This window comes from Pantoea sp. A4 (genome assembly GCF_000295955.2).
GTDB classification, from domain to species: Bacteria; Pseudomonadota; Gammaproteobacteria; order Enterobacterales; family Enterobacteriaceae; genus Pantoea; species Pantoea multigeneris.
This window is the reverse complement of record NZ_ALXE01000018.1, coordinates 15,664-38,636: the sequence shown is the minus strand read 5'-3', so window position 1 is coordinate 38,636 and position 22,973 is coordinate 15,664. Positions and strand designations below refer to the sequence as shown.

Annotated in this window: 22 protein-coding genes; 15 read left to right on the top strand and 7 right to left on the bottom strand. The window is 55.6% G+C overall.

Translation table 11 applies throughout. From position 1 onward, the window contains the following. Positions 1 to 93 precede the first annotated feature (93 nt). The 4 genes from B880_RS0104050 (at position 94) to B880_RS0104035 (ending at position 1,852) form a co-directional block, all read left to right on the top strand. The gene (locus tag B880_RS0104050; RefSeq protein ID WP_017346091.1) at positions 94 to 576 is read left to right on the top strand and encodes an RrF2 family transcriptional regulator; all 483 of its coding nucleotides are present in this window, start codon (positions 94 to 96) and stop codon (positions 574 to 576) included. A gap of 128 nt (positions 577 to 704) precedes the next feature. Next, the gene (locus B880_RS0104045) at positions 705 to 1,049 is read left to right on the top strand and encodes a helix-turn-helix domain-containing protein (protein WP_017346090.1); all 345 of its coding nucleotides are present in this window, start codon (positions 705 to 707) and stop codon (positions 1,047 to 1,049) included. A 91-nt stretch (positions 1,050 to 1,140) separates the two neighbouring features. Beyond that, entirely contained in the window at positions 1,141 to 1,584 is a 444-nt protein-coding gene (locus B880_RS0104040; RefSeq protein WP_017346089.1) for a ribonuclease domain-containing protein, read from the top strand. Between the two features lies 1 nt (position 1,585). Then, on the top strand, positions 1,586 to 1,852 hold the full coding sequence (locus B880_RS0104035; RefSeq protein ID WP_017346088.1) for a barstar family protein: 267 nt from the start codon (positions 1,586 to 1,588) through the stop codon (positions 1,850 to 1,852). Here B880_RS0104035 and B880_RS0104030 read toward each other — a convergent pair. The 4 genes from B880_RS0104030 to B880_RS0104015 form a co-directional block, all read right to left on the bottom strand. Next, positions 1,849 to 4,119 carry a virulence factor SrfC family protein gene (locus tag B880_RS0104030; protein ID WP_017346087.1) on the bottom strand — a complete coding sequence of 757 codons (2,271 nt, stop codon included), beginning with the start codon at positions 4,117 to 4,119 and terminating at the stop codon, positions 1,849 to 1,851. The two genes, B880_RS0104035 and B880_RS0104030, sit on opposite strands and share 4 nt — an antisense overlap. Then, a complete protein-coding gene (locus B880_RS0104025; RefSeq protein ID WP_017346086.1) occupies positions 4,116 to 7,073 on the bottom strand; it encodes a virulence factor SrfB in 2,958 nt (985 codons plus the stop codon). The genes B880_RS0104030 and B880_RS0104025 overlap by 4 nt, the downstream gene beginning before the upstream one ends. A 2-nt stretch (positions 7,074 to 7,075) precedes the next feature. Continuing rightward, positions 7,076 to 8,284, bottom strand: a complete 1,209-nt coding sequence (locus B880_RS0104020) for an SrfA family protein (protein WP_017346085.1) — start codon at positions 8,282 to 8,284, stop codon at positions 7,076 to 7,078. A gap of 161 nt (positions 8,285 to 8,445) precedes the next feature. Then, on the bottom strand, positions 8,446 to 9,273 hold the full coding sequence (locus tag B880_RS0104015) for a helix-turn-helix transcriptional regulator (RefSeq protein ID WP_017346084.1): 828 nt from the start codon (positions 9,271 to 9,273) through the stop codon (positions 8,446 to 8,448). A gap of 96 nt (positions 9,274 to 9,369) precedes the next feature. On the opposite strand from B880_RS0104015, the gene B880_RS0104010 reads away from it, so the two are divergent. Beyond that, on the top strand, positions 9,370 to 10,257 hold the full coding sequence (locus B880_RS0104010; RefSeq protein ID WP_017346083.1) for an SDR family oxidoreductase: 888 nt from the start codon (positions 9,370 to 9,372) through the stop codon (positions 10,255 to 10,257). Here the strand turns inward: B880_RS0104010 and B880_RS0104005 are convergent. Beyond that, a complete protein-coding gene (locus B880_RS0104005) occupies positions 10,254 to 11,429 on the bottom strand; it encodes a benzoate/H(+) symporter BenE family transporter (RefSeq protein ID WP_017346082.1) in 1,176 nt (391 codons plus the stop codon). The genes B880_RS0104010 and B880_RS0104005 overlap by 4 nt on opposite strands. Before the next feature lie 94 nt (positions 11,430 to 11,523). Here B880_RS0104005 and B880_RS0104000 point away from each other — a divergent pair, with 94 nt between their 5' ends. The 3 genes from B880_RS0104000 (at position 11,524) to B880_RS0103990 (ending at position 13,143) form a co-directional block, all read left to right on the top strand. Then, complete coding sequence (locus B880_RS0104000; RefSeq protein ID WP_017346081.1) at positions 11,524 to 12,081, top strand: helix-turn-helix domain-containing protein; 558 nt, start codon at positions 11,524 to 11,526, stop codon at positions 12,079 to 12,081. Between the two features lie 68 nt (positions 12,082 to 12,149). Further along, positions 12,150 to 12,575 carry a MarR family winged helix-turn-helix transcriptional regulator gene (locus tag B880_RS0103995; RefSeq protein ID WP_017346080.1) on the top strand — a complete coding sequence of 142 codons (426 nt, stop codon included), beginning with the start codon at positions 12,150 to 12,152 and terminating at the stop codon, positions 12,573 to 12,575. A 16-nt stretch (positions 12,576 to 12,591) separates the two neighbouring features. Beyond that, positions 12,592 to 13,143, top strand: coding sequence for an isochorismatase family protein (locus tag B880_RS0103990; protein WP_017346079.1), 552 nt, complete (start codon positions 12,592 to 12,594; stop codon positions 13,141 to 13,143). Positions 13,144 to 13,197: 54 nt separating this feature from the next. Here B880_RS0103990 and pqqU read toward each other — a convergent pair whose 3' ends face one another. Beyond that, the gene (pqqU, locus tag B880_RS0103985) at positions 13,198 to 15,324 is read right to left on the bottom strand and encodes a TonB-dependent receptor PqqU (RefSeq protein ID WP_026042413.1); all 2,127 of its coding nucleotides are present in this window, start codon (positions 15,322 to 15,324) and stop codon (positions 13,198 to 13,200) included. Between the two features lie 208 nt (positions 15,325 to 15,532). Here pqqU and B880_RS0103980 point away from each other — a divergent pair, with 208 nt between their 5' ends. Both B880_RS0103980 and B880_RS0103975 read left to right on the top strand, forming a co-directional pair. Further along, positions 15,533 to 16,396, top strand: coding sequence for an NAD(P)-dependent oxidoreductase (locus tag B880_RS0103980; RefSeq protein WP_017346077.1), 864 nt, complete (start codon positions 15,533 to 15,535; stop codon positions 16,394 to 16,396). A gap of 14 nt (positions 16,397 to 16,410) precedes the next feature. Continuing rightward, a complete protein-coding gene (locus B880_RS0103975; protein WP_017346076.1) occupies positions 16,411 to 17,178 on the top strand; it encodes an AraC family transcriptional regulator in 768 nt (255 codons plus the stop codon). Here the strand turns inward: B880_RS0103975 and leuA are convergent. Continuing rightward, positions 17,114 to 18,829, bottom strand: a complete 1,716-nt coding sequence (gene leuA, locus B880_RS0103970) for a 2-isopropylmalate synthase (RefSeq protein WP_017346075.1) — start codon at positions 18,827 to 18,829, stop codon at positions 17,114 to 17,116. The genes B880_RS0103975 and leuA overlap by 65 nt on opposite strands. Positions 18,830 to 19,015: 186 nt before the next feature. On the opposite strand from leuA, the gene B880_RS0103965 reads away from it, so the two are divergent. The 5 genes from B880_RS0103965 to pqqC all read left to right on the top strand — a co-directional run bounded on the left by B880_RS0103965 (position 19,016) and on the right by pqqC (position 22,973). Further along, positions 19,016 to 19,948 (top strand): ABC transporter substrate-binding protein, encoded by a 933-nt coding sequence (locus tag B880_RS0103965; protein ID WP_017346074.1) that lies wholly within the window; start codon positions 19,016 to 19,018, stop codon positions 19,946 to 19,948. Between the two features lie 46 nt (positions 19,949 to 19,994). Continuing rightward, entirely contained in the window at positions 19,995 to 21,020 is a 1,026-nt protein-coding gene (locus tag B880_RS0103960) for a dipeptidase (RefSeq protein WP_017346073.1), read from the top strand. Between the two features lie 152 nt (positions 21,021 to 21,172). Further along, the gene (gene pqqA, locus B880_RS25885; protein ID WP_010617686.1) at positions 21,173 to 21,244 is read left to right on the top strand and encodes a pyrroloquinoline quinone precursor peptide PqqA; all 72 of its coding nucleotides are present in this window, start codon (positions 21,173 to 21,175) and stop codon (positions 21,242 to 21,244) included. Between the two features lie 52 nt (positions 21,245 to 21,296). Next, a complete protein-coding gene (pqqB, locus tag B880_RS0103955) occupies positions 21,297 to 22,214 on the top strand; it encodes a pyrroloquinoline quinone biosynthesis protein PqqB (protein ID WP_017346072.1) in 918 nt (305 codons plus the stop codon). 3 nt (positions 22,215 to 22,217) lie between these two features. Further along, positions 22,218 to 22,973: a pyrroloquinoline-quinone synthase PqqC gene (gene pqqC, locus B880_RS0103950; protein WP_017346071.1), complete on the top strand. Its 756-nt coding sequence runs from the start codon at positions 22,218 to 22,220 to the stop codon at positions 22,971 to 22,973.

The following is a 22,973-nucleotide window of genomic DNA, read 5'->3' as shown; positions in this document are numbered from 1 at the left end:
TAAAGTGCAACAATGTTTGTTATATTTAAGCCTTATTCGATACACATGACGCGGCGATGACAAAAAGAACAAGGGCCGCACCAGGATGAAGAGATGTTAGATTACCGCTTCCCGACAGCTTTGCAGATGGTTTTGAGCGTAGCGATGGCGGAGCAACTGGGCAAACGCTCAACCAGCGCAACCCTGGCCGAAGGGCTAGAGGCTAACCCCAGCTTTATTCGTAAGCTGATGGTTCCTCTTACCCGTGACGGCATCATTGTGTCTACTCTGGGTCGCAGTGGCTGTATTCATATGGGACGGCCACCCAGCGAAATTACGCTACGTGATATTTACGTTTCGGTGATCGAGGATAAAAAGCTCTGGGCTTCACGTCCCGATGTCGCTCCGCGTTGCCTGGTGAGTGCCAATCTGTGTTGGTACTTTAAAGCGATCGCTGAAGAAGCAGAAGAAGCCTCGCTCCAGGTATTGGAAAAACGTACCGTAGCGCAAGCCCTGGACGAACTCAAACAGCGCAACAGCAACGACTGCGTACCACAAGTTTCGCCCTCATCGTGCAGCGAAAAGATTTCTGACTAATACTTGTCTAAACCCAGACGGCATTTAATGTAATAATAAAACTTGCATTTAAAGCCGTTCTGGTTCACTCTTAAATGCAACTGCAATAGATACTGATACTGTTCGTCAAATTGACGGAGGACACTAGGATGATGAGTGACGCATTTATTCACGATCTGATTGACTGGATCGATAACAACATTGAAGCACGTCTGGATCTCGATACGGTGGCAGAGCGTTCCGGTTACTCTAAATGGCATCTGCAAAGGATGTTCAAAGAGCACACGGGTCATCCTCTCGGTGAATACATCCGTGCGAAGAAGCTGAAAAAATCGGCTGACCGTTTGACCAGCAGCAACGAACCGATTCTCAACGTGGCTATCTCGATGGGGTTCGATTCGCAACAGTCATTCAATCGCAGCTTCAAACGTCAATACGGCATGGCTCCAGGCACCTGGCGTCGCCACAGTGTGCCATCACACAGTATGCAATAAACCCACATCGCCGGGGCCAGCACTGCTGGCCCGCGCTGTTTCTCCCCGCTAAACCTGCTACTATCGCATCCTGTTTGATCAGGATGACATCATGAAAAATATTCGCTGGATTGGCCTTATCGCGCTGCTTGCCGTGTGCTGGTATGGTCTGAAACCCCATTTTTCCCCTAACACGCCTGCCTCGGTTTCCACCAGCCAGAACATCACCGCCATGACAGATGCGCAACAGGTTGCCCGTTGGGTACACCAGCATCATCAGCTGCCGGATTTCTATCTGACCAAGCGTGAAGCTCGCCAGCGTGGCTGGGACCCGGCACGAGGCAATTTGTGTGAAGCGTTACCGGGCCATGCGATTGGCGGCGATCGCTTTTCTAACCGGGAAGGACGATTGCCCGAGCAACAGGGCAGACGTTGGTTTGAGGCAGATGTGAACTACCGCTGCGGACATCGTGAAGCAGACCGTTTGCTGTTCTCTTCTGACGGTCTGGTGTTCCTGACACGCGATCACTATCGCACTTTTACGGCGCTACCTTAACATGCTGCGCATCGTGTTAGATTTCCAGCACCTGGCCGATCGGCAAGCGCTGTATGCCGCATTCAGCGAGCAAAGCCACTGTCCGCCAGGTTTTGGCAATAATCTGGACGCGCTATGGGACTGGATTACGGGCGGCATGGCGCTGCCGGCGCAGATTCATCTGCACTATCTTCCGTTGCCCGTTGAGGGGCAGTTTGCCCCGGTTATCGCCGTGTTTGAAGAGGCGGTGCAGGCCCTTGAAGGAGAACTGCACCTGATTCGAGATTAGCTGCGTAACTGCTGTAACAGACGCAGGACTTCAGTACGAGCGTCCGGCGTCAGCGCCTGGCCACCGGTAAAACCATTATTACCGGCAACCAGTTGGTCAAGGCCCACCAGCCAGTCATAAATGTAAAACGCGGTAGTATTTGCAGGGGTGGCAGTGAGGCGAGTTAATCGCTGACCGCCCGGTACCGTTGCTTCGGTGAGGGTGGGCCGGGCAAAAATGGCCTGTCCACGATTGACGCGGCTGGCGGGACGTTGAAGTTCAGGCTGTTGCAGCCAGCCGAGCCAGGCAACAAAATCACCGATCACCGTCATCGCCCGTGATACCAGACGATCAATCTGTCCCGCACTGCGCGTTCCGCTGAGATTATCCTTTAAGGCTTTATCCAGTTGCGCCAGTAAATCAAGGCGGAAGCTGGCACAGATCAACTCCTCAGTCAGTGCCGCCAGAATATCCCTGTCCAGGTTGAGCAGGGCGAGCAACTCGCTGTTGTCCGGTAACTGACGCAAATGTGTGAACCAGACGCCCAGCACACGCTGTGCCATTTCAGTCAGCGGTGATGGGGCATTCTGAGTAGCAGCACCTGCGGCGTCCTGGTCACTGAACAAATCAAATTCAAAGCCGATGCCAAAATTTTGTGGCGTGGGATCGGCTGCCTGCTCCTGCTGACCCAGCCAGAGTTGACGCAACACATCACGCGAAGGTTGCAACCGCTCCAGAAGTTCACCGTGTAACCCGGTGCGATGCTGTAAGCATTTCAATAATGCATCGGCAATCTGCTTTTTACGCAGCGCCTGGCCGGAAGAGGCCTCGGACTCACACCATGGCTGTAGCAACTGTCCGGCAACCCTGCTTTCCAGCTGTTGCACCTGTCGAGACAGCAACTGTTGCTGAGGTTCCGACGTCATTTCATCCTGCAACCAGCGCGACATCCGGTCTACGCCCGCGCGATCTAACGCCAGCATTGAGCCCCAGGATTGTCCCGGTGTTCCTACCTGACGCTGGACGGCTTCATCATGATTTTCCTGTTGATGGCGACTGTCATGGGGCGTGATAGCCCAAATCAGGCGAGGTTTCTCCAGCGCGGGCTGATGTCGCAACCATTCACGTAACCGATGGCTGACTGACGCCGTTTGTGTGCGATGCTGTGACGCCGTACACACCAGCAATACATCAATGCCATGACGTGCCGCATACCAGCCAGACATCAACTCACGCTTGTGGGAAAGCAGGGAGGGATCCGTCTCCGTCCTGGCACAGGCGGGAAGCAGCAACATATCCGCCTCATCAAATAATGCCTGACGGGGCACCGAGCTAAGAGAAAGCTCCAGTTCCAGCGCGAGCAGACGAAGATCGGCCAGACTGACGGGCAACGGTGGCACGTTCGCCTGAGCGCGAACCATCACCGTTTGCTGTGCATCTGCATCATGGCTCAGCAGCCATTCGCTGGCCAATGAAGAGCGGCTGACCAGCAGTTCGGCTTCTGCTTCTATGCGCCTCGCGTAACCAAGCTGTTGCCGCAAATGCAGAAGTTGCCGCAGCCGATCGCTCAGCGTGTCTTCTCCCGGCCAGAGCAGGGCAAAAAGTTCGATGCGGTCATCAGTTGCCAGCCACGGAGCCAGCTTGATAGCCTGTGGCCAAAACAGGCGATCCAACTGGCTGTCATAGCCGGGTTGTTGCCGCTGGTTTTGCCACAGCATCAACAGGTCTTCACTTTTTAGATCGCTGGTTGTGTGAGGCTGAACCATGCGTTGCAAACGTTCCAGCGTAGCCACCATGATCTGACCCGACGCCACCACGGGCGATTTTCTTGCGGCTAGCATCAAACCCGTCAGTTCAACTTCATTCAGCAGCACCAAAGCGACCGGCCATTCCGGGGAAGCCGGGGTGTGATGTTGGGTGAAACGAAGGCTAACGGCAAAATCAGCCATAGTGGGGTTGATGTGTCGTGCATAACTCAGGGTGCGCTCGCCCACTCTGACGTGCAACTCCCCCTGGGCGTCCCCAACCATTTCAGCCAGTAATGCCTGTTTACTCCGGCCAGACTGACCAAACAGCGCCAGCGTGGTAGGGCGATTAGCCTGCTGAACCAAACGCTGAGTGCGGGCCTTCGCCCGCTGTAATTGCCGCCCCAGGGTTTCAGCCTCAAGCGCCAGACGCGGGACTTTCGGGCCATAATGTGCCAACCAGTTTTCACTGCTTTGCAGCACATCTTGTAAACGTTGCAGACGGTGTAAAACCGGCTGCGGTGCCTGCCAGCGACTCTTCATGATTTTCTCCATACGCTACCGCTGTCGATCCAGTACTGTGCCCCGGCATTGCCACTGGCAGATAAAGTATTCAGATTCAGGCTCAGATGCTGTAGCGGCACCGGCGAACCATCACTCAAACGGGCTTCGCGGATCACCAGATGTTGAGCGCCATAAGCCGGGACTTCGTCCGCCAGCACTAATTTCACTTGTAAGGTGCTGACACCGGCAACTTTGCGCGCCAAGGCCGCATCGTTAATCGTCAGGCTGTAGAGCGGCGAAGCGGGCCAGCGATCGTTTTCTAACTGGCGGAAGCCAAGGCAGACGCTGCCGTTCACCGTCAGGCTTGCCTGGGGATCGAGTTGATGTTGCGCATCATCGAAGTCGAGCGCGTGGTAGCAGGTGTTTTGTTCGCTCAGGGTGGCACTCTCGTCCAAAATACCGAGATAGCGAATGGTGGAATAAGGTTCGAAATCACCTGCACGGAACCAGAAGCTGTTCAGACGTAATTCCAACGCCAACAGGCATAGCATCGCGCCGACCGCCGCGGTGGATTTCGGGTTATCGATGCGTCCCTGTTTACTGAAGGGATACCATTCGCTGGTGTGGTAGCCTTCCAGTCCCAGAATGCGGTTGCCCGGCAGCGGTTGCAGATGCCGCACCAGCGCCTGAATACCCGGAAAACGGGAAGGACGACCGGTCAGCAGCAAAATGTCGCACTGATAAAATGACACGACTTCGCACATGGCACGCAGCGCCGGAATAATCGCCATCCGCTGCTGCATAAATTCCTGATGCAGCTGGTTCATTTTCACCACCAGCGGCACATTCATCAGATCAAAGCGATGTTCAGCCCCCAGTTGCCGCGTGACTTCATCGGTAACAAAACCCAGCACCAGATCGGAAGGCGCTGTATCGAGCAGCTCGCCAAACGTTGCACTGACTTCAGCATGATTTTCCAGTGGGTTCCAGCATTCGTAACGTGCCAGAATCGCCTGAGCCAGGGGAATGAACAGTTGCAAGGTGGTTTGCTGGCGTAAGGTGCCCAGGCCATCGAGCCGGTTATCATGACCAAACAGCTTTTGCAGTAATTCACCCGGTTGCGGTAGCCCGATATGCAGCAAACTCTGTTGTAATGCAGGCAAAATCCACAGCTGAATCACATCCAGTTGAATATCATCTCCGGCCACTTTAAAGCCTTCCCGGAACAATAAGCGGGGCGTAATTTTTGCCTGATTACCCTGAGCATCATCAAGACGATAGTGGGTGATCGCTAAATCGGTGGTCCCGCCGCCGATATCAATCGAGGCGATACGCAGCTGCTTACCGGGTGACTCATCCGCCCCATATTGCCGGTCAGGGCGCTCGGTTGCGGCAAAAAATTCTCCCGCATTGCCTGCGTAGTTGACCTGGGTTTCGTTATAAAGCCAGACCATTTGTCCACAGGTGGCCTCATCCCACTCCATTTGCACATCAGGAACCGGACGAGTTGCCTGGGCAAAATGCGCCGCATTGAAGGGGAGATCGGCAGGGTGCCAGCCTTCCGCCTTCCACACCAGACCCAGCGCTTCATGCATGCGCTGGCGGAAAATTTCGCGTTCTGGCTTTGGCATGGCCGAAGGTAACGTGAGAATGATGTGGCGCAGTTGGCGCGGGGCATGGCTTTGTGGCATGCGTTGGCGCTGCATCACACTGTTCATCTGCATCAACGCCTGCGCCAGCAGCTCGCACAGCATGAATGTCATTAACGAACTGCGGCTGTAGTGAGCCGAAAACACCGGCAGCTTTTCGTCTGGCTCCAGGGTGTTAAGCGGCTGCCCTTGATCGTTCATGAGGGTTAAAAATGGCGCCGCAATCGCCTGAGGCTCATGACCACTGCTACGGTTAAAACGCCAGCCGGGCTGATAATGCGCTTCATCCCACAAGTAGCGACGTGGGCTGGAGATGCCGCTGCTGCCTTCCAGGCCCGCGCGTTGCAGCGCGAGCCGGCTCGCTTCGCTGCCGGTGCGGGTGAGGGATGGCCACATAAAAGCCTGTTCGCGGCCACTTTCGAGGGAGAAGTGGTTCTTGCCAAAGCGAGCTTCACAGAACTCCAGGCGACTGTCGAACAGTTCATTCCACACACGCCAGGGTTGTGAGAGATCGCGCAGTTGCAGTTCGCTGGCCTGTTGTAAGCCGCTGCGCTGATCCTGGTGTTCTTCGACCAAAATGCCGCAGGTGTGGGAATTCCCGACGTCGAGGATCAAATCAACATTAATCGCCGGGTTTTGCGCGCCCATCGCCTGTACGCTGATCTCGGTCAGATTGAGCTGTTGGCCGAGAAGTTCCAGCAGGTTGAGGTAGTGCGCCTGATACTCAAATTCCCGTAGTGCCTGATGTAACGCGGGTTCAGGCCGATCGGCGCGTTCGCTAAAGCTTTCGCGCAGCCAGCCATCAACCCAGGTCAGGTCGAGAAAATCAGCCAGCTCATAGTTTTGCCACGCCAGCGCAAAAGTGACACCGTTTTCGGCATCACTGTGTGCCAGTCCGAGCCGTTCTCCGCCATCGGCCAGAGAAACCAGCCGGGTGTCCAGTGCCAGAGTCAAACGATGGGTATGGCCTTGTGCATCGGCTTTATCTAGCTGAGAGACGTGAATGCGTGCCCAATTTTCTGCGCCGGGGCTAAACCGGCGCTGCCCGCTGTAACGGAGGATCGGTAACGGGAGCCAGCAGTTATTCAGCAGGGTCAGCGAGTCCAACAGCGCGATGTCGGATTCAGGGCGTACCACTTCTGGCGGAGTGCCGCTGGTACCATGCAGCAGAAATTTGCCGCTGACATCCTGTTCCAGACGCAGCAGTGGCCCGTTTGCGGTCTGTCGTACAAACTGCCGACGCAGGCTGGCGTCAGTCAGACGCAGACCAAAATCGAGAAACTGGATGCCGCTGTCCGCAATCAGTGTGATTTTGTGTGTGTCATCAATCAGGGTAGCCAACATGGTTATCTGCTCTCACGCTTAATCATCATCGGGAAGGTTTGGTCGTCACGCAGCTGAGCCTGACAACGGGCAGCGCCTTCGCCTTGTTTACAGAACAGCTGTGGCATGCGGTATCGCGAGCCATCGGAGCAACGCGCAGTAAAGCGGCTGCGAATCTCCAGCTCACCAGAACCCATTAATGCGCCACTTGCCTCCGCGCTACAGCGCACGCCCGTTGACTGCACCATCGTCACGCTGCCGCGTCCATTACGGAACTGGTAGCGAAACTCGGGGAGCCAAGGCGCAGGGGTGGAAGGCTGTAAGGTGACGAGCCAGCGTCCATTAAGGAACTGCACGGTTCCCGCGCGCACTGCTTCTGCGTTCAATACCAGATCGTCAGCTTTGGCCGGTTCCACTGGAACTGGCGGCGGTGGCGGTGGTGCAGCCTCAACAATACTGGCAGGCATCAGCGGGAGTTTAATCGGGGCAGGTTGTGGCTGAGTTTTCACTGCCGCAACGGGCTTTTGGACCTCAGTGGCAACGGCGGAGTGCGGAGGGTGCGCAAGTTGCCAGCCCAACAGCGAAAGCCCTAATGCGCAGGCCGCAGCCAGTGATACAGGCAATACCCAACGAGGGGTGCGGGATTGCGGTTTTGCAGGCGGAGTTTCCACCACGCTGACGGGCTCTGGAGCAATCACTTCCGTTTCCTGGTCGTCTTTCTCTGCCACCAACAGCGGTAAACGTTCTTCCAGGGTGTCACGTAAACACGCCAGCGGATCCTGGTTCTGCTGTTCGTGGCTCTCCACGAATCCCCAGAAAGTGATGACCGGTTTGCAGTTGACCAGACTGATATATTGCTGACCGGGAAAGTGCAGGCTTTTGCTCAGCAGCGCCGCAAACAGCTGCTGTGCAGGGCTAGTGGTCGCACTGGCCCTGGCGGCGATCTCTCTGAATGTTTGCTGGTATTCTGTCAGCAGGGTAAGCGCCTGCTGGCGTTCTTCCGGGCTGGCCGCCAGCCAGGATTTTACTTTTCCTTCGAACGGGGCATACCAGTAAAGACGATCGCCGCGATCGCAGGCTTGCGGAATAGCCAGGCAATCAGCCAGCGCGCTGTAATTACGCAGTCGTAGGGTTTCACGTATTTGTAGGGCGGAGAGGAAGACCGGTTTGCCGTTTTCCCCCAGTGACAGCAGTGCGTCAGGATTGCCGCTGCGCAGAAAAGTCTTAGCCACTCGGTGTCCTTATAGGATGTTCGCAGGCAGAAAATCGCGTTTTATCAACAATTGCAGTGATTTTAGGTGGGCTAAGCAAAAATCAAACGCCAGAAAAGGCGCTGATTTTAGTTAATATTCATTTGTTAGCGTCGGTAACGCTCAGGGTAATGGCAGGAAATTTACGGGGTGGTTGCCAGATATTGCCGCAGCCGCAGCGCATCCCTGGGATGAACCGGATTAAAGACCATCAGGCTCAAGGCCGGATGACCATCAACGGAAAAACTGGAGTACTCAAGCTCAAGCGGACCGAGGGTGGCGTGATATAAACATTTAATGCCTTCAGCATGTTGCGAAACATCATTGTTCAGCCATAACGCGGCAAACTCTGGGCTGGCGGCACAAAGTTCATCCACCAACTGCTTAATCTCAGTTTGCGCCCCGGCTCTGACCGCATCGGCACGAAAGGCGCTCACCACCGCCCGAGCGGTAGATTCCCAGTCACGCTGACCACGGCGAATGTGAGGAGCGCAAAAAATCAGCCGTAAAATGTTGCGTTGATCGGCAGGCAACAGGCTGTAATCGGTCAGCACGCGCGCCGCGGCATGATTCCAGGCCAGCACATCCCAGGTGGCTGATTTGATAATGGCTGGGCTGGCATCCAGGGTATCCAACAGGCGTTGCAAACGCGGCGTCACGGCAACCGGCGCCCGGTAACTGGCTTCCGGTGGGTGGCCAAAAGCCAGCATAAACAAATGCTCACGCTCCGGTTCGCTCAGCATCAGGCTTTGTGCAATTCGATTCAGAACTTCCGCTGAAGGACCGCCGCCGCGCCCTTGCTCCAGCCAGGTGTACCAGGTCGGGCTAATATTGGCACGTTGTGCGACTTCTTCTCGCCGTAAACCGGGAGTACGACGGCGGCCAGGCGCAAAGCCAAGCTGCTCCGGATCAAGACGACGTCGGCAGTTTTGCAAATAGTGCCCGAGTAAATTGGCTGACTGATCTGACACAATTACCCCGTTAGTTTTTATACCCTGATAATGTCACTACTTTTACCCGATGGCGCACCGGATGATGATAACGCTTCACCAATAGGGGAGTTGATTATGCGCATATTTCTTACCGGTTCAACAGGCTTTGTCGGCAGTCAGGTCGCTCAGGAACTTATCAATGGCGGGCATCAGGTGCTGGGCGTTACACGTTCAGAGGCGGGCGCGGAGAAACTGGCCACTTTGGGTATTGAGGCGTATCGCGGTGACTTAAATCAGCCGGAAAGTTTGCAGCGCGGTGCAGCAGAATGTGATGGCGTCATTCACACCGCTTTCGATCACGACTTTAGCAACTTCGTGGCCAATTGTGAAAAAGACCGCCGCGTGATCCTCGCCTTGGGTGATGCGCTGGCCGGTAGTCAACGTCCGCTGATCATCACATCGGGCGTAGCCATCGGCGCAGATGCAGGAGGATTGCGCGCGCATGAAGACAATTTTAATCCCGACTATCCCCATCCACGCATCGCCTCTGAACTGGCCGGGAACGCATTATTGGAGCGTGGTCTTAACGTAATGACGTTGCGTCTGGCGCAGATCCACAACCCGCAAAAGCAGGGGCTTGTAACGGAGGTCATCAGAGTGGCGCGCAGCAGTGGCATTTCTGCCTGGGTCGGGAATGGAGACAACCCCTGGTCGGCGGCGGGACTGTCGGACACTGCCCGTCTCTATCGCCTGGCTTTAGAAAAAGGTCAGCCTGGTGCCCGTTACAATGCGGTGGCGGAAGAGGCCATTAGCTTTAAAGATATCGCATTGGCAATCGGCGAGCGCCTCGGGTTACCAGGTGTCTCCCTGACAACGGAACAGGCCACAGCGCACTTTGGCTGGATGGCAAACTTTGTCACAGCGGATATGTCGGCGGATAACGCCCGAACCCGTCAACGGTTGCAGTGGCAACCAACCGGGCCGGGTCTGTTACAGGACCTGGCCCAGTTAGAGGTTGATTAAGGGCGCACGCGCGTCAGGAAGAGGTGGGCGATCATCCCGCCCACTAAACCCCAGAAGGCGGAGCCGATACCGAAGAGCGTGAGCCCGGAAGCGGTGATCAGGAAGGTAATCAGCGCCACATCGCGTGATCCAACGTCCTCTACGGCGCGCTGCAAACTGTTCCCTAAGGTCGCAATAAGCGCCAGACCGGCCAGCGTCTGAATAAAGACCGGTGGTAGCGCACTGAACAGCAGGCCAATCAGTGCGCCCGAAAGCCCGGCCAGAAGATAGAACAAACCGGCCAAGGCCGAGGCCATCCAGCGGCGACGCGGATCGGCATCCACATCCTCGCTCATGCAAATCGCCGCAGTGATGGCCGCAATGCCCACAGAGTAACCGCCAAATGGCGTGAACAGCAGGGCGATCAGGCCCGTCCAGCTGATCAGCGAGGAGACCGGCGGTTTGTAACCATACGCCTGCAAAGTCGCAATACCGGGTGCGTTTTGTGAGGCCATGGTGACAAGGAAATAGGGCAAGCCAATGCCTACCAGCGCGGCCAGGTTAAAGCTCGGCATAATAAATTGCGGCAGTGTGAAATGGACCTCTTGCAATGAGAGGTGCACATTGCCCTGCCCAAGCGTAACCACGATACCGGCCAGTAATGTCATCAAAATGGCATAGCCAGGCATCCAGCGACGGCAGACAAGCCAGGTCAGGCACATCGCACCGCAGAGTGCGATATTCTGTTGTAGCCCAGTGAAGGTTTGCAGCCCAAAGCGCAACAGTATTCCGGCCAGCAGGGCGGCGGCCAGTGACTGTGGGATCCACGCCATCATGCGGGCAAACAGGCCGGTAATACCGCATAAAATAATCAAGACATTAGCAAACACGAACACCCCAATCGCTTCGTTCAGCGTGGTGCCGTGCAGGCTGGTTGCCAGCAGGGCGGCACCGGGCGTTGACCAGGCAGTGAGCACCGGAATGCGATAGCGCAAAGAGAGAAACAGCGAGCTGATGCCCATCGCCACACCCAATGCCGACAGCCAGCCGCCGATTTGCAGCGTAGTCGCCCCCGCCGCCTGGGCGGCCTGGTAAACAATCGCGGCGGAACTGCTGTAACCTACCAATACGGCAACCAGGCCAGAAACTAACATTGGAAAGGAAAAAGGGGGGCGAATAGTCGTGCTGAGCATCAAAAAATTCCGGTTGTGCGTTATAACGCACATCGTCGCACAGGCTGTGTTTATGCACAAGTGATACAATGCTGGGGTCATCTCAGGAGATGTTATGGAAAGTCCTCACGATTATCTCAGCAATGCTTTGAAGCAGTTACGCCAGGCCAACGGCTGGAGCCTGACGCAGGCGGCAGTGAACACCGGCGTCAGCAAAGCCATGTTGGGTCAGATTGAAAGAGCAGAGTCTAGCCCCACGGTGGCGACATTGTGGAAAATAGCCACGGGCTTTAACGTGCCATTCTCTTTCTTTATACAGAGTGAAAACGACGGCAGTGAAACACCGGTTACCTTCAGTCAGAGCAATGCACAAATGGAGGTTCGCAGCCTGCTGCCTTACGATCCGCGCCTGCATATGGACCTGCTTGAAGTCACGTTGGCACCCGGCGCGCAGAGTCACTCCTCCGCCCATGAACAGGGTGTGATTGAGCAGGTCGTGGTGCAGGAAGGTGAGCTGCTGCTTGGCGTGGCGGGCGTGTGGCACCGGCTGGTTCGTGGTCAGGCCCGTCAGTTCTCTGCTGATGTTGCGCACAGCTACCGTAATCCGCTTGCCACACCGTTGCGTTTTCATAGCCTGATTCACTATTTATCCAGGCCACGCATTACAAATTGATACGAAGGTAAACTACACAGTTTAGCTTCGCATCTATATACTGCCCGCACAGCAGTAAGGAGCGAGCAATGAGTGATTTAAGTAACGCCGCCGCCGCGCTGCGGATGATCTCCGGCAAACTGAGCCGTCGCCTACGCGAGTCGGCCCCTCCGGCCGATCTCACCTGGTCCCAGGTGTCTGTACTGGGTCATCTGGTCCGCAATGGCGGCATGACGATTACCGAATTGGCAAAAGCGGAAGGTGTGCGCAGCCAGTCAATGGGGGCCACGGTCGCCAGCCTGTCAGGTGCGGGTATGGTGACGGCGGAGAGTGTACCGGGAGATGGCAGAAAAACCCGCTATGTCCCAACTGCCTCGTGTCTGGCGCTGATCGATGAAAATCGCGCTATGCGTGATGACTGGTTGCTACAGGTGCTGGAGCGAAAATTCAGTGCTGAAGAGTGCCAAACGCTACTTGCCGCGATCCCTCTACTGCAACGTATCGCCGATCAATAATCTTTAAGGAGTTTCCATGGCCGTAACCACACTTGATGCAAAAACCGCGCTGATCGTCATTGACCTGCAACACGGTATTATCCGCCTGCCGGTGGTTCACGATCCAAAACCGGTGATTGCCCTTAGCACCTCACTGATCGCCGCATTCCGCAGCAAAAACCTGCCGGTGGTATTGGTGAATGTGGCTGGCGGTGCGCCAGGCCGTAACGAACAGGCGCGTCATGCGGGTGAACTGCCTGCGGACTGGGCAACCTTAGTTGACGAAGTGGCGCCACAATCAGGCGATCTGACCATTACCAAACATAGCTGGGGTGCATTCAACCAGACCGCTCTGCATGAAGAGCTGCAACAACGCGGCATCACCCAGGTGGTGATCTGCGGTATTGCAACCAGCATCGGGGTAGAGTCTACCGCTCGTCAGGCTTATGAGTTAGGTTACAACGTCACGTTGGCCGTGGATGCGATGACTGACCTTAATCTCGAAACTCACGAGAACAGCATCAAGCGTATTTTCCCACGCCTTGGTGAAACCGGCACCACAGCTGAAGTGATTGCACAGCTGGGCTAACCTGATATTACGAAGTGAAAACCCCGACACAGTGCGCTGTGCCGGGGTTTTTTATTACTGGAAGGCGTACGTTACGGTCAGACCCACGCTGTAGTTGCGACCTGGCGCTGGCTCGTAATAGCGGCTGTTGCTCTCATTGACGATCACAGAACCGATGTAGTTGCGATCAAACAGGTTGTCGACGCGACCGAACATATCCAGCGTCCAGTTGTTCAACAGCCATTTATAACCGGTATTCAGTGAGGTGATGCTGTAGGCCGGTGCTTTCACGCTGTTGGCGTCATTAGCGGCGATATCGCTCATGTAGCGAATCTCTGCACCACCGTACCAGCCCTGTTCCGGGGCATATTCCAGACCGGCATACGCCATGCTGCGCGCAATGCCTGGAATACGGTTGCCATCACAGTTAGCGGTGCCACAAGCGTTGGTGCGGTAGCGTGCATCCAGTAATGTCCAGGCGGCTTTCAGACGCCAGTCATAGGCAAACTGCTGATCCAGTCCTAACTCAAGACCACGACGACGGGTTTGACCGGCATTTTTGTAAGTCGATCGCCCGTTGCTGCTGGTGTCGGTGACAATTTCATTTTGTGTATCGGTCTGGAACACCGCCGCAGAGATCAGGCCATTTCCAATGCGTTTTTTGGTGCCCAGTTCAATGGTGTCACTGGTGGCAGGTTTCAGATTGATATTCAGGCCTGATACGCCGCCAGAGCGGTAGGCCAGCTCATTGATGGTTGGCGTTTCGAAGCCACGACCGGCAGACAGGTAGGCATTCCAGCTGTCATCAAACGCATATTTCAGCGCTGCTGCTGGCAGCCAGCGGTGATAGCTGGTGCTACCGCTGTCGTCGCCGTTTCCGGTAGTGATGTAATAATCGTTGGAATCGAAGTAAACCGAGCTATAACGCAGACCGGCATCCAGTGACAGCTTGTTGGTGAGCTGCCAGCTGGTTTGCAGATACGGGTCGAGGTTCCACATCAGGTTGCGTTCGTTACGACGCATATCGCCCATGACACCATAATCGGTGCTGGTCCCGTTGTTACTGAAGTTGAGGTAGCCCTTGCGGCGTTCCATCATGGTTTCGTAGTCAACGCCGCCAGTGAAACTGACCGGAATCGAGAACAGGGTGTCGCGATGCGTCCAGCGTGTATCAATGCCCTGATAGTGACGGGTCAAATCAATTACGCCGCCTGGGTGCGCTGCGCTGCTTTGTGATGAAGCGGGCAGTGACTGATATTGCGTAGTTTCACGGATACCGGCGTACATCATGACGCTCAGGTCATCATTCTCACCCATTTGTCGCACGTAGTGCAGCCCGACCTGGGTCTGATCAACCGTCTTGCGTGCGTTGTAGATACTGACGTTGCTGGCAACCTGATGCGGGTCAGCGCGCCACATATCGGGCGTTAAGCCACCTGGGTCATCAGCCTTCACGTGCACACTGTTGAACAACAGCGTCAGGGTGCTGGCATCATCCAGGCGTACACCGAGTTTTGCGTTGGCAAGGTTCTTCTCTGCACCGCTGTGATCGCGATAGCCGTGGGTGGTAAAGCGTGAAGTCGAAACGGTGTAGTTTACATCGCCAGCATGGGTGCCATCGCCCGTCGCGCCGCTGACCTTCAAACTGTTACGCCAGCTGCCGTAGCTACCAAACCAGGTTCCGGCCTCCAGCGTGGTGGGCTGCTGACCGGTTTGGGTATCGATATTGATCACCCCACCGGACGAGTTGCCATACAGCGCAGAAAACGGGCCGCGCAGCACTTCAATATGATCGATAGAGCCAATATCAACGTTAGACGTCTGCCCCTGACCATCAGGCATGGTAGCCGGAATCCCATCGACATAAATGCGGATTCCGCGCACGCCAAACGTCGAGCGGGAACCAAAACCACGCACCGACAGCTGCAAATCTTGCGCGTAGTTCTGACGGTTCTGGATTTGCAAGCCCGGTACACTGCTGAGATTCTCGGAGAGATTGACGCGTGGAGCCGCCTGGCGCATATCATCACCGCTAACCACGCTCACAGCAGCGGGCGTATCCAGTTCGGACAAGCCGCTGGCGGCAGGGGCGGCAGAAACAACCATTGTGTTGCTGGCATCGGCGGCATACAGCGGCAGTGGCAACACCACTGGCAACAGCAGCATGGATAGCGGTGCCTGGCGTAATAAGGCAATTTTCATGGTGAAAGACCGTAAAAAAGTTAAGTAAATTAGTTGTCTACGTGTGGAGTGGGGCTTATGTTAAACGCTTTTGTTCTGGCGGGAAAACGATTAATCAACATATTCCCTTACGGTTTTCTGTCATTAATGCCACACCGCGCCTGCTGCGTGATGACAATCTGATGTAGTCTGAAAGACAATCAAAGATGAATAAATAGAGGGACATACGATGAGCAAACCCGTAGTGGCTGTGCTGGGTTTAGGCGCAATGGGGCACGCTTTTGCCGCCAACCTGTTGAAAAATGATTTTGTTGTGCAGGGCTGGAACCGCACTAAAGCGCGCGGCGAAGACCTGTTAGACCACGGCTTGCAGTTGGCAGACAGCGCGCAACAGGCGGTGCAGGGCGCAGATGTGGTGCTGACCATGCTGTCTGACGGCGAAACCACCGAACAGGTACTGCATGATGTCAGTGAGACACTGAAATCCGGCGCAACCGTCTGTCAGATGGGCACGATTGGGGTTGAGAAAACCGATGCACTGATCGGCTATTTCGCCGCACAGCGTAGCGATGTGACCTTTATCGATGCGCCGGTCTCCGGGACCAAAGCTCCGGCTGAGAATGCACAGATTCTGGTGATCGCCAGTGGCGATCAGAGCAAAGCGCAGGCGGCTGAGCAGGTGTTTGCGGCTATTAGCAAAGGCACACGCTGGCTGGGTGAAGCCGGGGCCAGTTCACGCATGAAACTGGTGGTGAATAGTTGGTTGATCGGTATGGTGCAAAGCCTGGCGGAGAGCACACGCCTGGCCGAACAGTTTGGCTTTACGCCGGATGACCTGTGGCAGGTGATTGAAGGTGGCCCACTGGCTGCACCTTACGCCAAAGCCAAGCTGGGCATGATGGCCAGCGAAGATTTCACACCGCAAATGCACCTGATCTGGGCCTTGAAAGATGCGCGCCTGGCGCTGGAAGCCGCAGAAGGTCAGACTTCACTGCCTGCGTTAGCAAACATTGTTAATGTCTGGCAGGATGCGGTAGATGCGGGCTTCGGCCAGCAAGACCTTGCCGTCATTCATCAATACCTGAAAAAGTGACAGTGTAACCAATAATGAGCGCGCAGCTACAGTTTGATTTTACCCATCGTCCGCTGGTTCCCTATGCACATGATTATCAGCATGGGGAAGGTGAACCCTGGCATTTTCACCACTGTGCGCAGCTCATTCATACGTTAAGCGGCGTGGTACGCGTGGATACCGCGCAGGGAAGCTGGATTGTGCCGCCCAGTCGTGGCGTCTGGTTACCTGCATTTACTCGCCATGCTTTGCACATCACCGGGCGCGTAGCGGCTCGCACGCTGTTTATTGATCCGCTCGCACGAGCGGATCTGCCCGCCAGTTGTCAGGTGGTACAGATTTCCCCGCTGCTGCGTGAACTGATTGTGAGCGCACTGACGCTCGCGGAAAGTTACCAACCCGGCACGCGAGAAGAGCGGATTTACGAATTAATTCTTGATGAACTGCGCGGTCTGGATGTTCTGCCTTTTGCCCTGCCAGGTGCAACGTCAGAGCGACTGCTGCGCCTGTGTGAACAGATACAGCAAGCGCCAGGAGAGAGCTGGACGCTGGCCCGTGCCGCAGCCCTGCTGAATGTGGCAGAGCGCACGCTGGCGCGCCACTTTATGCGCGAAACCGGGCTGCATTTCAGTGACTGGGTGCGCCAGGCGCGGCTGGTGATTGCATTGACGCGGCTGGCACAGGGCGACTCGGTGCTACGTGTCGCCCTCGATCTCGGTTATGAAAGCCCGAGTGCCTTTAGCGCGATGTTTCGTCGTTTGCTGGGTGTGTCACCGGCGGAATATTTCCCGGCGGGATCGTAGCGGCTGCCGCGTTAAGCAACGCCTGCAACGAAGCACGCGCCACATCATTATCAATCGCCACGCCCCAACTGCGTTCACCCTGAGCATTCAGGCAGCTAACGTAAGCCACTGAACGGCTGTCGCTGCGTTTGCCCAGCGTATGTTCGTGGTAGTCCTCAATACTCACCACCAACCCCAACGACTGGCGCAACGCGTGGGTCGCTGCCGAGAGTAAACCATTGCCATTGCCCTGCAAACGCAGCACCTGATCCTGCTTGCGCACGCTAGCACGCAGCTGCGTTTGCTCCCCATGGCCACTGTGGCTCTCTGCCTGTTCCAGCTGCAGCAGCGGTGTGTCGGTGCCGTAGCTATGGCAGAACAGTTGCCACAAACTGTGCTGGGTCATCTCTTTCCCGTGCCGGTCGGTTTCGCGCTGCACCCGCTGGCTAAAGTCTTGCTGTAATCCACGCGGCAGTTGCAAACCGTGATTTTGCTCCAGCAGCCAGGCCGCGCCACTTTTCCCTGACTGACTGTTCACGCGGATCACCGCCTCATAGCTACAGCCAATATCCGCCGGATCGAGCGGCAGGTAAGGCATCTGCCACAGGGTTTCCTGCTGCTGCTGGCGGATAGCAAAGCCTTTTTTGATCGCATCCTGATGCGAACCGGAAAAAGCCGTAAATACCAATTCCCCGGCATAAGGATGGCGCGGATGCACCGGCAACTGGTTACAGCGCGTCACCACCTCAATCACCTGTTTCATCTCGCTGAAATCTAACCCCGGTGCGATACCCTGGGTATAGAGATTTAAGGCGAGGGTAATCAGGTCGACGTTTCCGGTACGCTCACCATTGCCCAATAAACAGCCCTCAACCCGATCAGCCCCGGCGAGTAATGCCAGCTCGGCACACGCTATGCCAGTACCGCGATCGTTGTGGGGATGAACACTGATACACACCTCTTTGCGGCGGCTAAAGTGGCGACAGAAATACTCAATCTGGTCGGCATAGACGTTAGGGGTGTTCACTTCTACCGTCGCCGGTAAATTGATGATCATCGGGCGTTCGGGACCGGGCTGCCAGATTTCAGCCACTGCCTCGCAAATCTCCAGCGCAAATTCAGGTTCGGTGAAGCAAAACGTCTCCGGTGAGTACTCAAATGTCCAGGCAGTTGCTGGGTTTTGCTCACAGCCGCTGCGGATCTCACGTGCCGCACGCGTTGCCAGCTCGATAATTTCGGCTTTGCTCTGGCGGAATACGCGCTCACGGAACAACGGCGCAGTGGCATTGTAGAGATGCAGAATAGCGCGAGGGACGCCTTCTAACGCGGCAAACGTGCGCTCAATCAGATCGCTCCGCGCCTGAGTCAGCACCTGAATGGTGACATCTTCCGGGATACGCTGCTGTTCGATCAAATCACGCACAAAGCGAAAATCCGTCTCTGAGGCGGATGGGAAGGCCACCTCAATCTCTTTAAAACCGCACGCCAGCAGCAGTGACCAGAACTCAAGTTTACGTGCCGCATCCATCGGCTCCGCCAGTGACTGGTTGCCATCGCGCAGGTCTGTCGAGAGCCAACGGGGGGCTTTGTTCAGCGTCTGCGCGGGCCACTGGCGGTCAGGCAGGTTAACCGTGGGGAAAGGGCGATATTTGTTTTCTGGCTGGGTCAGCATGGCGATTCTCCTGTGTTTTTTCCTATTGTGGCGCGATGGTTTACTCTGTCGCGCCTGCAAAACTGACAATCCATCCTGCATAAGTGACACCTTTAGCTGCCAACTGGCATTGCTCATGCGGAATCGGCAACAACGATTTCTCCCTGGCGGTTTACTCTGGCACCACACATCACACAGGGAAACTCCATGAAATTATCGCGTTTTTTCGCTCTTAGCCTGTTACTAACGGCCCACGCCCATGCAGCAGAAGTCACGCTGCGTATTGCCGACCAAAAGGGAAATATGCGCGCTGAACTGGAAGCCGCACAGCAGTTGCAAAATTTGCCTTACCACATTGAGTGGGCTGAGTTTCCGGCGGCTGCGCCCCTGGCTGAAGCCCTGAATGCCGGGGCAGTGGATGCCGGGATTATTGGCGATGCGCCGCTGTTGTTTTCCCTCGCAGCCGGTTCACCGGTTAAAGCGGTGGCGGTGAGCAAATCAGCACCCTATGGCACGGCTGTGGTGGTTAACAGCGATTCAACGCTGAAAACCGCCGCAGACCTGAAAGGAAAACGTATTGCCACCGGACGGGGATCGATTGGACATTTTGTCGCGTTGAAAGCATTGCAACAGGCAGGCGTGAAAGACAGTGAAGTTAGCTGGCGGTTTCTGACACCGGCGGATGCGCGTCTGGCACTGGACAAAGGGGACGTCGACGCCTGGGCAACCTGGGACCCGTATACCGCCCTGGTGGAAACCACTCACAGCGGGCGCGTATTAGTTCCGGGCACCGGACTCGCGACGGGGAACAGTTTCCTTGCTGTGACCGACAGCGCACTAAAAGATGAAGCTAAGCGTGCAGCCTTACAGGATTACGTTAATCGCCTCGCCGCCGCCGATCGCTGGGCCAATAGCCATGCTGATGCCTACTCGCAAACGCTGGCAAAAATCATTGGCTTCCCCGCCGATGCAGCGAAAAAAGCCTTTACCCGGCGACAGTCTCATTGGCAAAGCATCGATAGCGGGACGATTGAACAACAGCAAGCCACCGCCGATTTTTATCAGCAACATGGGCTGATTAGCCAACCGCTGAATGTCAAAGCGACATTCTGGCAGGGGTTTGAGGTTAAGCAGCAGTGAACTATTGGTGTTAGCATAAGAGAAATGCCATTTTTGCAGGAAAATCATGAACACATTACCGGTATTTGACGGTCACAACGACCTGTTGTTGCGTTTGTGGATGTATCACCGTGACGCGCCAGCAGAAGCCTTTTTCAATGGCATCCCAAACGGTCACCTTGACTATGACCGCATGTGCAGCGGCGGTTTTACCGGTGGGATGTTCGCCATTTTCGTTTTGCCACCTGACCGGCTGGCACAGATGCTGCCGGAGCGGGCCAAACTGCCTTACGATCCCCTGAGTGTGATGTGGGAGCAGTTTGATATCCTGCAACAGCTGATTGACGCGAGCGCAGGAAAGATGCGGTTATGCCGGACTGGCGAGGAGATTGCTGCCTGTCGTGAACAGGGCGTGATCGCCGCCGTTGCCCACATTGAAGGCGCAGATGCTCTGGATGAACAAGGCGAGGGGCTGCAAGCGTTCTATCAAGCCGGAGTGCGCAGCATCGGTCCATTCTGGAATCTGCCGAACCGTTTTGGTACCGGCATCAGCGGATCGTTTCCCGGTTCACCCGATACGGGGCCGGGTTTGACACCTGCTGGCGAACGGTTGATCCAACAGGCGGCGGAATCAGGCATGATCATTGATGCCTCGCACATGAATGAAAAGGCATTTTGGGACACAGCGCGACTCACGACCCAGCCGTTGGTTGCCACGCACTCAAATGCCCATGCTCTGTGCGCACAGCCGCGCAATCTGACCGATGAACAGCTCCGGGCCATCCGCGCCAGCAAAGGTATAGTTGGTGTTAATTTTGGTAACGCTTTCTTACGCGCGGATGGGCAACGCAATAGCGACACGCCGCTAGAGGTTATCGTCAAGCACATCGATCATCTGATTGATGTCGCAGGGGAAGAGAACGTTGCGCTTGGTTCCGATTTTGATGGCATCTCTGTTCCCAATGACTTAGGTGACGTTAGTGGCCTGCCGCGTCTGTTCGCGCAACTGCGTGCCGCAGGCTATGATCAGCAGACGTTAGAGAAGTTAGCCTGGCGAAACTGGCAGCGAATTATGAACCAGTTGTTACGTTAGTTATGATTACCTGTTCATAACAACTTGATCTCAACCGCACATTGGCGCAACATTCTCTCGCGCTAAATCGATAAACTGGATGGGTAGTTTCATCTGGTTCGATAATCCCCATTGGATTAGTGTGTGTTTAATGACTCTTGAGGAAGAATATTATGTGGAAAAAACCTGAATTCGTTGATCTGCGTCTGGGCCTGGAAGTGACTCTGTACATCTCCAACCGTTGATGTTTATGCCCGCCTTCGTGCGGGCATTTTGTTTCCCACCAGGTTCCTCTTCATGTTTATAAAAGTCCTCGGTTCCGCCGCAGGGGGTGGTTTTCCCCAGTGGAACTGCAATTGCGCCAATTGTGCCGGTTTACGCCAGGGCACGATTCAGGCCAGCGCGCGTACTCAGTCTTCAATTATCATCAGTGATGATGGTAAAACGTGGGTGTTGTGTAATGCCTCACCCGACATCAGCCAACAGATTGCGCATACGCCAGAGTTGAATAAAACCGAAGTGCTGCGTGGCACCAATATTGGCGCAATCATTCTGACTGACAGTCAAATTGACCATACCACCGGCCTGTTGAGCCTGCGCGAAGGTTGCCCACATCAGGTGTGGTGTACCAAAGAAGTGCATGACGACCTCACCACCGGCTTCCCGATTTTCACCATGTTGCAGCACTGGAATGGCGGTTTACAGCATCATCCTCTGACCCCGTTGGCCCCTTTCCGCGTCGACGTGTGCCGCGATCTGCAATTTACAGCTATCCCGATTCTCAGCAACGCGCCGCCTTACTCACCGTTCCGCGACCGCCCGCTGCCAGGCCATAACGTGGCACTGTTTATCGAGAACACCGCCAACGGCCAGACGCTGTTGTACGCCCCAGGCTTGGGCGAACCCGATGATGTGATTATGCCGTGGCTTCAGCGTGCCGACTGCCTGCTGATCGACGGTACCGTTTGGCAGGATGATGAACTGCTGACGACCGGCGTGGGCAAAAACACCGGTAAAGCCATGGGCCATTTGGCGCTGGCTGAAGAAAAAGGGCTGATGGCACTGCTCGGTAAACTGCCGGCGAAGCGCAAGATCCTGATTCACATCAACAACACCAATCCCATTCTTAACGAGCAATCGCCGCAGCGCCAGTACCTGAAACAACAGGGTATTGAAGTGAGCTGGGACGGTATGGCGATCCACCTGCAGGACTAAATTATGGCGATCACTGAGGCTTTAAGCCCCGCAGCCTTTGAAGAGGCATTACGCGCTAAAGGCGCCTATTATCATATTCATCACCCGTATCATATTGCGATGCATCAGGGTAACGCGACGCCGGAACAGATCCGTGGTTGGGTAGCAAACCGTTTCTACTACCAGACCAATATCCCGCTGAAAGATGCGGCGATAATGGCGAACTGCGCGCACCCGGAAGTCCGTCGCAAGTGGGTCCAGCGTATTCTTGACCATGATGGAAGTAACGGCCAGGAGGGCGGTATTGAGGCCTGGCTGCGTCTGGGTGAAGCCGTGGGGATCGACCGTGAAGACCTGCTGTCGGAAAAACATGTTTTGCCAGGCGTTCGCTTCGCGGTAGATGCCTATGTGAACTTTGCCCGTCGGGCGAACTGGCAGGAAGCGGCATGCAGTTCTTTAACTGAACTGTTTGCCCCACAGATCCACCAGTCGCGTCTCGATAGTTGGCCGCAGCACTATCCGTGGATCAAAGAAGAGGGCTACTTCTATTTCCGTAGCCGTCTGAGCCAGGCAAATCGCGACGTTGAGCACGGCCTGGCGTTGGCGCTGGAAGTCTTTACCACCGCTGAACAGCAGAACCGCATGCTGGAAATCTTGCAATTTAAGCTGGATATTCTCTGGACCATGCTGGATGCCATGACCATGGCTTATGAACTGAATCGCGCACCGTATCACACCGTCACCGATAAAGCGGCGTGGCACACAACCCGACTGGTATAA